The sequence below is a fragment of the Nostoc sp. ChiVER01 genome (genome assembly GCF_034531155.1).
Classification (GTDB): domain Bacteria; phylum Cyanobacteriota; class Cyanobacteriia; order Cyanobacteriales; family Nostocaceae; genus Nostoc.
Genome location: NZ_JAVRBS010000049.1, coordinates 21,251 through 36,961 on the forward strand (window position 1 = coordinate 21,251; position 15,711 = coordinate 36,961).

The window sequence follows — 15,711 nt, forward strand, 5'->3', positions numbered from 1 at the left end:
AAGTCGGAATTGGATTTAGGGAAAAGGTTAAAGGGTAAAGGTTAAAGGTTTTTTCTTTCCCTTTTCCCATTCCCCTTTTCCCCAAAACCCGACAAGTATTGAGACATCTCCGAAAACTGTCTAAGTATAAAAATCATTTCCCCCTGCCCCCTGCCCCCTGCTCCCCAGCCTTCACCGCCTGGGAATTAAACGATTAAGCTTGTTGTATCTCTGGACGGCCATCTTCAACCACAAATGAAGCGCGTTTACTAATTGTGCCAAATGGAGTTGTGACATTTGACATAACTAGATAATCTGATTTCCAGGTTGTAGGAGTCAGCGCACAGCGAACATATCCCCGTTGACCGTTGAAAAATTTAATGTGTGGGTTATCTGGTAAATAAGCTTCAACGGTGGGATCAGTATCTGCTCCATCGCCACCGGAGGTAATTGAGGAACAGACGAATTCACTACCAACGGTGGCGGATTCTGGCTTATCAAAGTTAGCCTTCAAGTTCATCGCCCAGTGGGAATGCACATCGCCTGCCAAGGATACTGGATTAGAAGGGCGGCGTTGTCCAAGGAAAGCCATGAGGCGATCGCGCGAAGCCACATAACCATCCCATTTATCCATGCTGTAAGTTCCGCCTGCTCCTGGTGTCATATCTCTTTGAGCGATCGGAACCTGCTGCGCCAAAACATTCCATTTGGATTGTGAACTATTTAAACCATCATATAGCCAATTCTCCTGCACCTTACCGGTAATCGTTGCATTCGGATCTAAGTTTTCTGGGCAACGTTCTTTAGTACCATCACCACAGGGCTGATCGGTGCGATATTGGCGGGTATCTAGGACATGGAATGTAGCTAAGTTACCAAAGGAGAGCCGACGGAAAAGTTGCATATCGGGGCCAACAGGACGCGAGAAGGGGCGCAGTGGCATGTGTTCGTAGTAAGCTTGATAAGCCACAGCCCGACGTTGGAGGAAAATTGCCCGATTCTGATCTGGCTCGGTATCAATTTCTGAGATGTTGTTGGCGTAATTGTTTTCTACCTCGTGATCGTCCCAGGTAACAATCCAAGGGAACGCTGCATGAGCTGCTTGGAGATTGGTATCGGTTTTATAGAGGGCGTGACGGTTACGATAATCTTCTAAGGTGAGAATTTCTGGACTGTTGTGTTGTCTGGGGCCACTATTTGAGATTCCCCCTTCATAGATGTAATCACCAACATGCACTACTAAATCGAGGTCGTCCTGTGCTAGATATTTGTAGGCGGTATAAAATCCCTGCTGATAGTTTTGGCAGGAGACTAGAGCAAAGTTAAATTTACTCAAATAGCTATTTGCTAAAGGCGCTGTCCGAGTACGGCCAATAGGGCTAGCGTCTTGTCCAACAAGAAAACGATACCAGTACCAAGTATCAGATTGGAGTCCTTCTACCACAACTCGAACTGAATGAGCTAGTTCTGGAGTTGCAAGTACCGTACCTCTGGAGACAATGCGCTTCATATCGGGATCAGTTGCTACTTCCCAGCGAATTGGCACATTAACAGGTGGCATTCCACCTCCGTTTAAGGGTTCAGGAGCCAGACGAGTCCAGATCACTACACTGCTAGGATAGGGTTCACCTGACGCTACACCCAAAGTAAAAAGATAATTAGAAAATCTGCTTGTAGCAATCGCTCTTTGAGGAGAAAATTGGTTAGCGATCGCTAAACCAGACAATGCTCCTGCTCCGATAATTAAGTTCCGTCGTTTCATTCGACTGTGCAGGAACTGCTCAAAATTCCGGTAATCTACCATTCTTCACTCCTGGCTAACAGGTAACTTAAAACACAGCAACAGCTAACACAAAGAAGACAGGGGAATCGTAGACAAACTTCGTAAATGATTCTCTTACCAGAATCAAGTTTTAATTCCCAATTTTTCTCTTAATATCATTGTGTTAGATGTTCTTTTGCCACATAAAAGCCTACTAATAAAAGATTAATCCTTGGCAAAGAAAGCATTAATATCAACTTAACCAAGGTTAGACTTTAATTTTTTTCTTCATCATCCAGCCAAGGCTAAAAGCAAAAAGAGCGCCAATTAAAGGTGTAGATTCAGGCACTTGTGTATACGAAAATCTACCTGATATGAGTTCAGCATCTGGAGAAGTTCTAGAGAAAGCTGTAAAATCTTCACCGATGATTTCGTAACTAATAGAACTGGAAGGATTAGATTTATCATTGAACAGATAATCTAATCCAAAATATGCTTTTCCTGTTGAAGATGTGGCTGGAAAGACAAGAGGAAACTCTGGATACTTGGTATCATCTTGTTCAGTGTAAAGGGTATTACCGTCAAATTGGAAAGAGAGTGACTTAATGGCGGCTACGGGATTAGCTTCATTACTAAAAGTTGAGTCATCAAAGCTAAAAAAGCCATTTCCCTTATTTGTAGGGCTATCAACTGTGAAGGCGTAATTAATAATTGCAGCAGATGCAGATTTTGCATCTACAGTAACGAGGGCTAAAGTAAGGCTAGCAGCAGCAAGCGCTAATTTTGAAACCAATTTCATCTCAATTTTCCTCACCATAAATTTCTTTAACCAATCCACACTGCAAAGTATATAAATAGTTGATTTCTAACTTATTCTTTTCCAAATCTGGTATTTATCACTGATTAAAATAGCGATCTAAATCAATGATTTTCCCCTTGTTTTAAGAAAAAGAAATAACTTTCCAAGCAATTGGAGACACCATATTTTAGAATCAGGAGTTTAAGCAGACTTTAATTAGAGGTAAAAATAAAATCAATTATCGAGATTGCAGAGTGTCAAAATTTGCGTTCGCGAAGCGTGGGCTTTGCCCAATCGCCTACGACATGCGGGTAGGCGATCGCATTCTATGAATTTTTTTCGCGCTCAACAATCAAAAAAATTGAGCGAACTACCAATGAATAAAATACAGAAAAGAATGATGAACCAAAGATAAACACAGATACTAGTAGGGACACGGGCATTGCCGTGTCCCTCATTAAAGTGGAAATCGCTATATATTGGCTTTTAAAACATCTTCTAAGAGTACTAGCAACAGAGAATAAGTTGTTATCAACAAAGGCAGTTATTACCGCAGAAAGATTGACCTTTCTAAAGGGGAGATTTTTTAACTATTTTAGATTCTCGCTTGTAGAACAAGGGACAGACTTTTTACCTGACCAATCTGTAAGAGTATTTTCATCTTTATAATGTCGGGGAGTTTGTAGTAGCAACTTCCAAGCCTCTCCAGCATCAAATAAATTAAAATGTTCAGAATAGTGAGTTTCTAACAAATCCCTAACTATAAAATAATAGTCAGAGTTCATTCCTGGAAAAATATGATGTTCAGTATGGTGAGAAAAATTTAAATGCAACAGGTCAAATATTTGATAAACCCGCAGGGACATACTATTAATCAGTGGATCGTTAACGCTGGTCATTCTACAAAGTAAATGATTTGTATAAATATAGAAAATTATCCCACCATAACCAATTCCAATAGGTAAAAAGTAACCAAGTGTGAGTTTGAGGGGTTCAAATTGTAGATAGGCTAAGATGCTTAAATGAATTATTACCATCATCAATAATTCCCCTGCGATCGCTCGACGATCTTTAGCACTAACTGTAAATGCAGCAGGAACATAATCTACAGATTTACGATTAAAAAATAGTACAGATGTAAGATTACGAAAAGTATGTACTCCCCAAGCTGAAGTCAATCCTACTGTGAACCATATTGGATTAACTTCACTAGAAGGCACAAATAAGTCCTGAATCCATTTTCCCCAGGTTGAAGACTGTTCATATAAGTAATTGCGATCCGGATCGCCCAAATCATTAGTGTGATTATGATGTACTCGGTTATGAACTGCTTTCCACAATGTTGGTGGCATCCACAACATTGTTAGTCCTAAAAAGCTAATAATATAGGTTAACCGGGCGTTTTTAATCACGCTACCATGCATTAGATCGTGGGAACTAAATAGTAAGGCAACCACGCTATTGCCCATAATGATACTTAGAGGGAGATAAAGCCATAAAAGAGATGGCAACCAACAATCTAACCGAGCTGCAATCATCCAGCCTAGTAGCAAAATTGTCAGATTAATGAACAAGATAACTAATTTACTTGGATCTGGGATAAATGCTTCAGGTGGAATTAGAGAACGTAATTCTTTCGCATATATTTTCTGGTGAATCAGTGTTTGATCGATACTAACATTCATAAATCATTGTTACGTAAAGAATTGAAATCAATACAGTTTTGCGGTAAATCGTAGCGTTTAAAAACGCAGACAAACACAAAGTCTTTCGTAATTTTATGCATTACGGACTTGTGAAATTCTATACTAAGACATTCCAAAAGCTAATTGCTCTCCAAAACCTTTGCCCAAAAAAGAGGGTGGAGAGATAGGAATGATGTAAAACTTAATTAGACAAGGATGAGCAGACCAACAAGAGAGGCAATTCTTAAGCAGAAAAAGAATGAAAAACAATCTTTTATTGCCTTTGAAATTACTTCTTTTTTTCCAGCAATGCAGTAAATTTTGCTGTTCTACTCTTTTATTGTTCTAACATTTGGAAGAATCGGGTAAAGTAATCTGGAAAAGTTTTTGCTGTACAGCCAGGATCTTTAATTACAATCCCTGGAACCTTCAAGCCAGTGACAGCAAAAGCCATCGCCATTCGATGATCGTGATAAGTTTCAATTGCCGCCGGGGTAATGGGGCCAGGCTCAATTTTCAGTTTATCTGGAAATTCTTCAACCTGGACTCCTAATCGACGCAACTCTGTTACCACAGCTTTAATCCGATCGGTTTCCTTGTATCGAATATGTTCCACATTCCGAATGGTAATCGGTGAACTGGCAAAGGGCGCGATCGCTCCTAATGTTTGCACCAAATCTGATATATCATTCATATCAATATCGATGCCTTGCAATTGCTTCGGCCCCGTCACTTCGGTGTAATCATCCGAATCTTTAATTTGACAACCCATCTGTTCTAAAACATTCAGCCAGAGAATATCACCCTGACAGGATTGTTTGGTCAAATGTTTGACGCGCACCCGTCCACCGGTGACGGCGGCGGCGGCAAAAAAGTAAGAAGCATTTGACGCATCGGGTTCTACTGTATAATGTCGAGCTTGGTAACGTTGACCCGCTTTGATCTGAAATTGATTATCGCCGATTTGAATCACCTCTACGCCAAAATCTGCCATCAGACGACAGGTCATTTTGACGTAAGATTGAGAAACTAATGTTCCCTCAACCTCAATGTTCGTATCTTGTTGAGCATAAGGCGCAATCATCAGCAATGCCGAAAGTTGCTGACTTGTTTGGTTGGCTTTCAACCGAAAATTTCCGCCAGCGAATCCTTGGCTATAGACGGTGTAGGGCATAAACCCAGAGTTTCCCTCAAAGTTAACGGTTGCTCCACCTGTTTGCAGTACCGTCAACAAGTCGCCCATCGGTCGTTCTCGCATCCTGGGAACCCCATCTAGGCGGTATTCGCCGCTACCCAGTGCTACCAGCGCCGAGATAAATCGTGCTGCTGTACCTGCCAAACCCACAAATAAATCTGCCTGTTTAGCTGGAATGTCCCCTCCTCTTCCCGCCACTTGGATTTGTGCCAGATCAGGATTTAGCGTAATGGGAATGCCCAATTGTTCTACGCATTTGGCAAAATACTCGCTATCTTCACTAAATAAAGCATTTTCTAAAAGGGAATCACCTTGTGCCAAAGCTGCGACAAGCAACGCTCGATTAGTAAGACTTTTAGACCCAGGAATTTCTACCGTGGCATCCACTGGCCGATTTAGAGCAGGAATTGCAATGGTATCCACGTTAAACCTCTACGTAGGCGGTTAGCTACAACTTTATATATTATTGCAATATTCTGAGCAAAAGGGGCAGGGAAAGACATTCTATACTCCCAATTACTAAGTAATTTGTTATGAATTCAAGTCTAATTTCATCTCACGTATCGATGATTTAGAGACACAGGCGCTGATAATATAGATATGTCTTAAGTGTATATACAGAGGATTGAAAGTATAAAGCAGTAAAAACTATCAAACCTCTTCTCAAAAAGTTTGGAGAACTATGTATTGTCTCTGATGCCAAATTGATTGTACATTAAATAACTTTAATAAAGTTAATTTTGTACGCTGCTTTTCGGTCTTCCTAGAAGTAAGCGTTTATTCTTCCATATTAATGCCAGGAGGTTATACACGTAAAATTACTGAACAAAAAGTCAATTCAATACCAAATATATTTTAATGAGAAAAATTGAACTATGTCTATTAAACGCATAATTGAAGGTCTAAATGAGTTTCATGACAACTATTTTCTTACACATCGAGAGTTGTTTGAACAACTATCCCAAGCTCAGAACCCGGGAGTATTATTCATCACTTGCTCTGACTCGCGCATCGATCCGTGTTTAATTACTCAAAGTCAACCAGGAGAATTATTTGTTATCCGTAATATTGGTAATATAATTCCTGCTTATGGAATGCTGAATAACAGCGAAGGAGCGGGCATAGAATATGCTGTCCAAGCTTTAGATATTAAAGTTATTGTTATCTGTGGTCATTCCAACTGTGGAGCAATGAGAGGGCTATTACAAATAGGTAGCCTTGCTCAACAAATGCCTTTAGTTTATGACTGGTTAAAGCAATACGGTGAAGCTACTCGCCGCCTTGTTTTAGACAACTATAAGGATTATACCGGCGATAAACTATTAAAAATTGCAATTGAGCAAAATATATTAACTCAGATAGAAAACCTAGAAACATACCCAATAATTCGCTCTAAAATACATAGCAATCAGCTTACCCTTCATGCCTGGATTTATGAAATAGAAACTGGTGAAGTCTTTGCTTATGATGCAAGCGTTAGTAAGTTTAAAATTTTAGAAAACCGCCCATTTCCTGTACCTAATCTCCTGACCCGACCATCAGAATGATTGAGATAGCTACATTTAATCAATGATTGCTAGTGGATAGTAACTTTTCTATTAATTTCTATTTTGGAAAATACTTGTAGAATGCCAATATTAACATTCAGATTGCTGGATAACTACAAATAAAATTTAACGAAGTTAAACACACTATAACAATTTGTGAAATTTGTGGTATCAGCGATAAATATAATTTATTCTTGTTTTAAGATGATGAAACAATAGTCATCTTTAATCAATAAGTACCTGTAAAATACATTATTTTGCAGGAAAATATGCAGTGAAAAACTATTTGTAGGAGTATTGATTAGCCTCTTGGAAAAAGGGGTGTAATTGCATAGACGTGCAGCCTCCAGTCAGTAGACATCGCCAGATTATTTATAACTATTGAGTGATATCACATTTAAGTTATTAAGTGAACTAAAACTAGCTGTAGAAGAAGAACACTGGCAAGGTTATCTTATAGCCTAATCTTGACGAGTATCTTTTTCTGCTTCAGTTTAGAGTTGTTCTCCCAAAAGCGATGGCAATTCTCAATGCATTCTGTCAGGCTCGGTCAGATTAGGGAGTCAATATTGAAATGGCAACAAAGAGAAGTGTATATAAATACAGTCAATTGAAAAATTAGGTAATCTAGATTTTTTAAAAAAGTAACAATTGTTGCTGATAGAAGCAGGCGATCGCGCTAATATTTTGAACTTAAGTCCGATCCAACTCCAATAACTCCTTAACAATTCGTAATTTATAGTATCAAGTAACTAAGTTGAGTTATGAAGGTAAAAATATAATTTTTTCTAAAACTGAAATTCAATTACATCCGAAGGACAAATGACGAACATAGACAAATTTCAAAGACTAGTAGAACTTGCAAACGATCATGGAATTATTTGCCAGCCAACACCAGAAGAATGCTTAATTGCATCCTTGCCTGGAGACGATGATTTTTTATTAGCTTTTACTTGGTCTGGTACAATTGAGGGAGAGCCACCAGAGCATGAATTAATTGCAATTAGTGTACAAGATATAGTCAAAGAAGTTACCGTTGCAGCTTGGCAGATTCCTTTTTATTTATTCGGAAACGTTTTAAGGCAAGCTCAGATGCTTGTCGCTGCTCACAAAGATTTTGTTAGCAGTTAGCAGACAAGCTTTAGCTAAAAACTACTATCCCTGTCAACTTTGGCAGGGATTTTTATTGAAAGCGACGGAAAACTCCATCCCCAGGTGGCTTAGTATAAAAAGGATGTTTCAGTGTATGCTCAGAATAAAGTCTAACATCGGTTTTTTAGTGGAAAAATTAAAGATTAATTAAGATTAATGAAGGCATCAAGTCAAGTGTGTAAAGACAAAAATTAAAATGAGACGATAGCACTTGCTCAACCCAACTATATGAGCGATCGCTTTCAATATCGTATTAAATTTGAAGCGGTAAGTACTTCAACAATATAAATGCCTGCTAAAGATATTTACCATAACGCTGTAAGATTTGCATTAGTCAAGGATGGGTAGGAGATTCTTACAGAAGATTATACTTTGGAATATGGTGGCGATCGCTTATACGTTGATATTGCAGCAGAAAAATCCATAGCAGCAGAAAAACAAGGTCAAAAAATTCTTGTGGAAGTCAAAAGCTTCATAGGTCGATCATTTATTAATGATTTAGAGCAAGCTGTTGGACAATATGTTGTCTATCGAGATATAATGCTTGAAACTGCATTAGATTTTAAACTGTATTTAGCGATTACACAAGGAACCTATAAAAGTTATTTTCAACGCCAATTAACTCAGATGATTATCAATCGCAATCAAGTTAAATTGTTAATCGTTGATGCCGAAAATGAGCTGATTGTGCAATGGATAGATTAAAGCATTATCGTCAAATCATCCAAGAAGTTTTAACAGAATATCATCATCTCAAGGAAAAATCTGGTTCTAAAATTGAAAGTGTTTTAGCTTTTGATGAAATACACGATCAGTATCTTTTACTATTGATGGGTTGGCACAAAGATGAACGGATTAAAAGTGTGATGATTCATATCCGTTTAAAAGATGAGAAAATTTGGATTGAGGAAGATTGGACAGAAAATGGGGTAGCGACAGATTTGTTGCTCAAAGGAATTCCAAAAGAGGAAATTGTTTTAGCATTTCATCCACATCATGTTAGACAATATATTGAATTTGCGATCGCCGAGTTTTTTTGAGAATGCGATCACACTTGGGAGAGGAGATTGCACTTAAGTAAGATCCATTCATACGTTTCTTTTGCTGGTGGAATCAAGGGGGCTAGGATTTTCCACTCCATATCTGTTAAGTCTGTGGGGTAAGACTTTCGTGCCATACCTAACTATGTAAATACACTATGTTTAATATATCCTATCGTTATCAGAACTCTTTTCTTTTTACTTTTAGATTTACTTTATAAATAGCCTCTTAGTCTAAACTCCAAGCTAATTAATTATTTTTATTTTTCATCAACTATAGATTTTTAATAAAAACTAAATGCATATAATGCTACGTCGATTAGCGTGCGATCATCGTTGCTCAAGTGCTTAAGATTTATTTTATAAACACCCTCTCAATCACTACTTCCATCAGCTTTAAAATTGGCTTACAAAAATATATTGTATAATAGAGCGTGATTCAAATTACTTTCTCAAAACTTTTCAGACATCCTCTAAAGTAACCTCACAACGTGCCCAATAAGTAGCGCTTCAAGCTTTTAAAAAAATACCACCGTTTGGACAATAATTTAATATAACAACGCGATGTAAATGCTGCCAAAGTAATTTTCAGTCGTGCTTCCGGTAGGGACGGGCAGTTCCGAACTAACGCTAGTGGGGATGTTCTCTCTACTTTTACAGGACTTGCGTCCTGTAAAAGCAAAGAACGTCAGTGATGCTAGAATCCGCCACCTTTAGACGTGGAGAGTGTCAAATAATACCTTTCTATGTCCAATGAATCTCTTTAGAACGAAAAGCTCTATCCCAATCGTTAGCAATCACCTCCATCATATTGATCATGCCTTCATAGCCAAAATATGGTTTGTCAACATAAGTTTCTCTGTTAGTGGGGCTAAATACATCAAAAGTAATTTTGATTCCTAGTTCCTCTGCCATGTATTTTTCCCATGCCGAGCCAATCACGGCATCAACATCCAACTCTTGCAAGGTCTGCTTAACTTGATAGCCATCTGCCGAAAATGCTACGCGGGGAGCAAGACCAAGACTATCTAGTTCTCGCTCCAGGATTGAACGAGAATCAGGCATCGCCGAGCGAAATAATAAGACTTCAGGAATCATCTCCAATTCTTCAAAGAGCATTCTAACCAGTCCAATGCCAAGCGTCCCATCCGCAGATACAGCAATTCTACAGTTACGATATCGGGGAATAATCATCAATGCTCGTTTGCGAAGTGTATCTATGACCATTTCTTCGCCTTGTTTAATTAGCGGTTCGACTTTTTCTTCGATTTTAAAATGTGCCGCCAATGCCTTCAACCATCGAGTAGTGTTGTTTACACCTACTGGTAAAGGTATATCATCAAGAATAAGGGGGATATTGTGGGTCTGTTGCATTTTCCGAGCAAACTTATACCCAACATCATGACTAAGAACAATATTGGCCGTTGCCTCACCAGCTAGCTCCAGTTCTTCAAATGAAGTATTATGAGAAAAAACAGTCTGTACTCTAATCCTCAAAGATTTTAAAATCTGCGTTACCCATTGCAAGTCAGCCCACCAAGTAGGATTGAGATTTGCCTGTGGCGCAATGATATTTACAATCCTCGGCTTTCTGCCCCTTCTCTTAGTCTGCCTTTTTTTGATAAAAGGAAGTAAAGCCTCTAAACCCATCTCCAAGCCATCATAAGTATTGCCCCGAAATCCACCAGCAAGTAGAGGAACAAGTTTGGCTTTCACATCTGGTTGAAGTTGATGACATAATCCTGCAATATCTTCACCAATAATGTCCGCTGCGCAAGTACCAACGACAAACATGACCTTAGAATCAAAAGATTGATCCGCTTCTTTAATCATCCCCTTGAGTTTCTCAGACGCTCCCATCACAATGTCTGACTCAAAAAGGCGGGTACAACCTACTTTCCGCTTGGTGAAATCAACCTCATGAGCATCATACCCAGCTGCAACAGTGGACGCGCAACCCTGTGGAGACTGAATCACAATACTGACATCTTTAATGCCAGCAACCGTAGTTGCAATACCTTCAAGGGCGCACCCAACAACTGGGTCTTTACTATGGTCACAATTATCAAAAGTTAGTCCAGCAGACATTTTTCCCTCCTGTTTTTCTAAGGTTTGACTATGATAAAAGCGTTTCACGCAGTCTGTAGCGACTTCTGCTTTAAGGTTTCCGTGTTTTGTGCAGCTTGTAACAGCTTCCGCCTTGATATTTTTGGCTTAAGCCTTGCCCGTATCAGCCGGTCTCGGCGTTTACGTTCTAGCAAACCTACAATTTTGTCTAACGGAGAAAATTTCATTTATTACTCGTTAAAACATTTTCCCCGCTTCTTTCCTGCTGCATATACGGTACAGTCAGGCATGTCTTGAGCTAATTTTCCGCTTAGTGATTGAGTAGATGCTAACCCGGAATTTTTAGGGAATACCATTTGCTTGGTCAAAGCACTCCGAGGTCTAAAGCCATATTGAAGTGCTGTTTTAATACACCTTGCGACCTTTAAGGCTCCGCGATAGCCAAATCTGGGACGATTTAAGATAGCATTTAAATCGACTACGGGAATATGGGGGAAACTCAAGGAAGAACCAAAATAAACTACCGATTCTGCATCAAGACCACCAATGAAATCCAGTAATTCATCTTCCGTTTGTTTCATGGACTCGTACTTGCCAAAGGCCAGTGTCCCTTTCGTAATCAGGATTTCTGGGTCTAACCCTGTTTCCAACAAATAATCTACACTGGTTTCTCGTGCTTCTGTACTCCAGGGATGGAAGTTATAGATTACTACACGCATCCCAAAATCACGATCCAACATGTGAGCAAGAGATAAGCACTTGATAGCATCATGTCCTTCGATAATCGCTAACTTCCCTTCTATATAACTCTTAGCTGCTTCAAATTCAGTCTTGATTGCGGCATATTCCTTTTCCATTAGGGCAGCCGCCTGTTCTTCCATCCCTAAATATTTTGCCGCCCCTTCGAGCCATTTTTCTGTAGCACTGATTCCATAGGGGAGGATAGTAGAATTTAACGGCGTACCAAACTTGTCTGACATGGCTTTGCCAATGGTATAGCCAAGATCCAAACATAAGGTACAGTTGACTGCTGCACTCGGTGCTTGCTTGAGTTCTTCTAATGTGCAATCACCTGCGATGACGCTGTGAACTCTTGCCCCCATTGCTTCTATTAATCGCACCAATTCTTTGACATCAGTTTCGACTTCTGTCCTTTCAGGGCCCATCTTTGCGCCCACAATATTGACAGCATTGGCTAGTTGTGCCTTCCGCTCTGGAGTTGGCGGCTCCATAAAGTCTACAATTTGCCGAAATACGATATCAAATCCACTGCGATATTCCCCGGCGAATCCTTCACAATGTATCGTCATGATCTCAGCATCGATTTCGCTGCGGGCTTTATTCACTACGTCATCAACACAGTCGCCAATAATACCAGACGCACAACTAGTGGCAACAACGATCGCATCAGGATGGTATTTTTCATCTACTTCTCGAATCGCGCCTTTTAATTCTTTTTCCCCTCCAAAAATTACCGCCTTCTCACTCATGTTCGTAGTCACCACGGGTTCATAAGGGGAACCACTATTGCGGCTATTAGTCAGCTTGTATGCCCGCTTAACTCCATAAGCACAGCCACTCGGCCCATGAGAAATGACGATCGCATTTTTAATCCCACTTAAAATCTTCGTTGCAGTCCAAAATTTACAGGGGCGGGTATGACTACCTTGTAAAGTGGTCTTAATCTTACCTTCTTTTGCCAAGCGATAAAGTTCGCTCAAGTTTCCGTAAAATACGACATTCTGATCTATCATGATAGTTCTCCAAATATTTCATCTTTTTTAAACGCAGAGGGTCGCTGAGGTTGGCGCAGAGGAACGCAAAGTTTTGAATAGAGGCTCAAACTCTGCGCTCCTCTGCGTTGAAAATTCAATCTACCAGACGTTTAAGATCCACTCGCGATCGTGCTTGTTCTCCATATCTGCAAACATGGCGTTGGCGATGTTATCTGCTAGCCATTCTGCTCCTTTGTAGCCAATCACAGGATATTTCCACAGACCTGCACGGTCAAAGCTAGGAAATCCTACCCGAACCATCGGAATTTTGTTGTCGATAGAAATATACCGACCCTTGGAATGACCTAGAATCAAGTCAATTTCGAGGGATTTATCTGTAATGCGGCGCTCTAATTCCCAGAGGTCTGCATTCCAGATAACTTCGATATCACAGGCTGCTTGCTTCTCCAACTCGGCAATTCTTGGGTCTTTGGTGCAGGCTTTGTTGTCGTCTCCCAACAACATCAGCACTGGCTCTAACTCAACTTCTAAGCAGAACTCTGCTAGACCAATTACTAGATCGGGATCTCCGTAAATAGCTACCTTCTTGTTGGCGAAGAACATGTGTGCGAGGTCTGCGATCGCATCAATAGCTTTACCACGTTCTCTGACTAAAGATTCTGGTATTGGTTTACCAGTCAGTTTGCTGATATTTTGCAGCCAAATGTCAGTATTTTTGATACCAATTGGTGTTGGGCCAAGAATTGCCGGAACTTTGAACTTCTCTTGCAAAAATTCAGCTGCGCTACCGCCTTCATATTTACATAAGGCAATAGTTCCCAACGCATTAGCAGAATCAGCAATTTCTTCAATAGTTGTATTCCCAAAGGCAAAACTTGTCTTATCGGGCATGGTGGGCGCATCGAAGGTTTCTGTATCCAGTAATATGTTTCCTGGAACATCCATTTCTTTTAAGATGCGTTTAACTTCAGTGACATCTCCAGGGTTAAGCCACCCAGTAATGATGTTCAGCTTGCCAGTTGGTTGGCCTTTTTTTGCTAGAGTAGAAATGATTGCATGTACGCCGATATTATAGCCTGTTACCTGACTGCCTTTGTAACTGGGGGTATGTACAGGAACAAGAATAACCTTGCGATCGGGATAGTCTTTCTTTAACTGGGCGTTGAGCTTGTTAATAGTTCCTTCGATATCATCCCCAATTGTCTCAGTTGAACAAGTCGTAATAATTGGGATAATCCGTAAATCGGGATATCGTGCTACTAAGGTCTTTACGCCTTCCTCAATGCGTGGCTGTCCTCCAAGGACAGCGCTATTTTCATGGAGTGAAGAAGAAGCAATGTCGAAATTTTCCTTCAAATGCTGGGCAAACAAGAGACGAACGAACATACTACATCCCTGTCCTCCATGCACCAGGGGAATACAATCTTTGATTCCAATGGAAGCGTATTCAGCCCCAGCAGGCTGACAGGTAAATATAGGATTGATGATTCCCTTGCGTTCTTTCTGTTTTACGACTAAAGACATTCTCTTGACTCCTATGTGGTAAAAAATTGCGTGATTTTGTTTGGCGTTGCTGAACGAAGAGATGAAGTGTCTTTTCGAGCTTAAGAAAGTGGAGCGATGTCTGTGGCGAGCTAAAGCTGCATCCAACCAAGAAGCAAGCTACTCATAGCATCGATTACAGAAGAAAAGTAGAATTGAATTTCGTGAAAATCTTGAAAGCTAGATGAGATGCTTCTGTAGTCAGACACTATGCGGACACTACGTTTCTTAGCAATGCTTTTGGTGTAGCCCGTCGCAGCGTTAGCGTTAGCTTGCCGTAGGCATCGCTCTCTACTCTGCAAGTCTCTACTCTGTAAGAAAATTTCTGCACAAACACTAACAGGATGACTTGACTCTAATTCATGCTCCAATTCAACAACGCCGTTCGTTTGTAGGACTTACGCAAAAACTCTCTCAAACTCTCTTCCCCCGTGGCCTCTACGTCCTCTGTGGTTTGTTTTCCTTACCTTTGCGTAAGTCCTAGTTTGGTTAAATTACCGATCCAATTGCTTTAATAAAGCGAATAATGTAATTCACCATTTTTCGACTTGGTTATTACAATATCGACCAGCATTGCCTTAACAGCTTCCAGTACTGCCTTCTTTTGCGAGTTCTCCATGCTATTTAACCATGAAAACCTAATTTCCAGGTCAGCCGAAAGGATCTTCGCATCTGCATAAAAACCCCTGTCAATCAAGGTTTCCAGAACTACCTTTTCTCCAGTCAAGATTTGGGCGGTCATATTGAGAACACCATTGATGTTTTCTTCCCGATCCCATGCACGAGAGTGAAACTGCCACAAACAACGTTCTTGAATTAATTTTGTGACTTCCGCAGCTCGTTCTTGAATGTATGACGCGATTTCCTTAGCTTGCACTTGAACCTGTGGTGCAACTTCCTTCGCTTGTGGTTGAACTTGTGGTGCAGTTGCTTTAGCTTGTGGTTGAACCTGTGGTGCAGTTGCTTTAGCTTGTGATTGAACCTGTGGTGCAGCTTCCTTAGCTACTTGTGGCGCAACTTCCTTCGCTGGCTGTTTGACCTGTGAAGTGGCTTCCTTAACTTGCTGTTGAACTAAAGAAACGACTTGCTCAGATAGCTCTTTGGTTGCTTTACCGTTGCCATTACCATTGGTACTTGGCAGATTTTGCCCACCACGGATATCATCCTTAGCCAACTTCATCAAAGGGGAGTAAATGGCATTGTACAT

General features: G+C 40.3%; 12 protein-coding genes and 1 pseudogene. 4 read left to right on the top strand and 9 right to left on the bottom strand.

Annotated elements, in window-relative coordinates:
* Positions 1–193: 193 nt before the first annotated feature.
* The 4 genes from RMY00_RS34780 to aroA all read right to left on the bottom strand — a co-directional run bounded on the left by RMY00_RS34780 (position 194) and on the right by aroA (position 5,843).
* Positions 194–1,783, bottom strand: coding sequence for an alkaline phosphatase (locus RMY00_RS34780; protein ID WP_322651907.1), 1,590 nt, complete (start codon positions 1,781–1,783; stop codon positions 194–196).
* Between the two features lie 226 nt (positions 1,784–2,009).
* The gene (locus tag RMY00_RS34785) at positions 2,010–2,540 is read right to left on the bottom strand and encodes a PEP-CTERM sorting domain-containing protein (RefSeq protein ID WP_322651908.1); all 531 of its coding nucleotides are present in this window, start codon (positions 2,538–2,540) and stop codon (positions 2,010–2,012) included.
* Positions 2,541–3,130: 590 nt separating this feature from the next.
* The gene (locus RMY00_RS34790; protein ID WP_322651909.1) at positions 3,131–4,225 is read right to left on the bottom strand and encodes a fatty acid desaturase family protein; all 1,095 of its coding nucleotides are present in this window, start codon (positions 4,223–4,225) and stop codon (positions 3,131–3,133) included.
* A 337-nt stretch (positions 4,226–4,562) separates the two neighbouring features.
* Entirely contained in the window at positions 4,563–5,843 is a 1,281-nt protein-coding gene (gene aroA, locus RMY00_RS34795) for a 3-phosphoshikimate 1-carboxyvinyltransferase (RefSeq protein WP_322651910.1), read from the bottom strand.
* A gap of 452 nt (positions 5,844–6,295) precedes the next feature.
* Here aroA and RMY00_RS34800 point away from each other — a divergent pair, with 452 nt between their 5' ends.
* The 4 genes from RMY00_RS34800 (at position 6,296) to RMY00_RS34815 (ending at position 9,159) form a co-directional block, all read left to right on the top strand.
* Positions 6,296–6,967, top strand: a complete 672-nt coding sequence (locus RMY00_RS34800; protein WP_322651911.1) for a carbonic anhydrase — start codon at positions 6,296–6,298, stop codon at positions 6,965–6,967.
* Between the two features lie 822 nt (positions 6,968–7,789).
* Positions 7,790–8,098, top strand: coding sequence for a hypothetical protein (locus tag RMY00_RS34805; protein WP_322651912.1), 309 nt, complete (start codon positions 7,790–7,792; stop codon positions 8,096–8,098).
* A 372-nt stretch (positions 8,099–8,470) separates the two neighbouring features.
* Positions 8,471–8,824 (top strand): element excision factor XisH family protein, encoded by a 354-nt coding sequence (locus tag RMY00_RS34810; protein ID WP_322651919.1) that lies wholly within the window; start codon positions 8,471–8,473, stop codon positions 8,822–8,824.
* Positions 8,812–9,159: a XisI protein gene (locus RMY00_RS34815; protein WP_322651913.1), complete on the top strand. Its 348-nt coding sequence runs from the start codon at positions 8,812–8,814 to the stop codon at positions 9,157–9,159. The genes RMY00_RS34810 and RMY00_RS34815 overlap by 13 nt, the downstream gene beginning before the upstream one ends.
* A gap of 56 nt (positions 9,160–9,215) precedes the next feature.
* Here the strand turns inward: RMY00_RS34815 and RMY00_RS34820 are convergent.
* From RMY00_RS34820 to vnfG, 5 genes and pseudogenes are all read right to left on the bottom strand, one after another.
* Positions 9,216–9,296: pseudogene (locus RMY00_RS34820) on the bottom strand (transposase); the annotation flags it as partial.
* A 607-nt stretch (positions 9,297–9,903) separates the two neighbouring features.
* Positions 9,904–11,247 carry a nitrogenase component 1 gene (locus RMY00_RS34825; protein ID WP_322651914.1) on the bottom strand — a complete coding sequence of 448 codons (1,344 nt, stop codon included), beginning with the start codon at positions 11,245–11,247 and terminating at the stop codon, positions 9,904–9,906.
* 209 nt (positions 11,248–11,456) lie between these two features.
* Entirely contained in the window at positions 11,457–12,980 is a 1,524-nt protein-coding gene (locus RMY00_RS34830) for a nitrogenase component 1 (RefSeq protein ID WP_322651915.1), read from the bottom strand.
* Between the two features lie 120 nt (positions 12,981–13,100).
* Positions 13,101–14,486 (bottom strand): V-containing nitrogenase subunit beta, encoded by a 1,386-nt coding sequence (gene vnfK / locus RMY00_RS34835; RefSeq protein ID WP_322651916.1) that lies wholly within the window; start codon positions 14,484–14,486, stop codon positions 13,101–13,103.
* Between the two features lie 529 nt (positions 14,487–15,015).
* The coding region (vnfG, locus tag RMY00_RS34840; protein WP_322651917.1) for a V-containing nitrogenase subunit delta at positions 15,016–15,711 on the bottom strand (696 nt) is incomplete at its 5' end.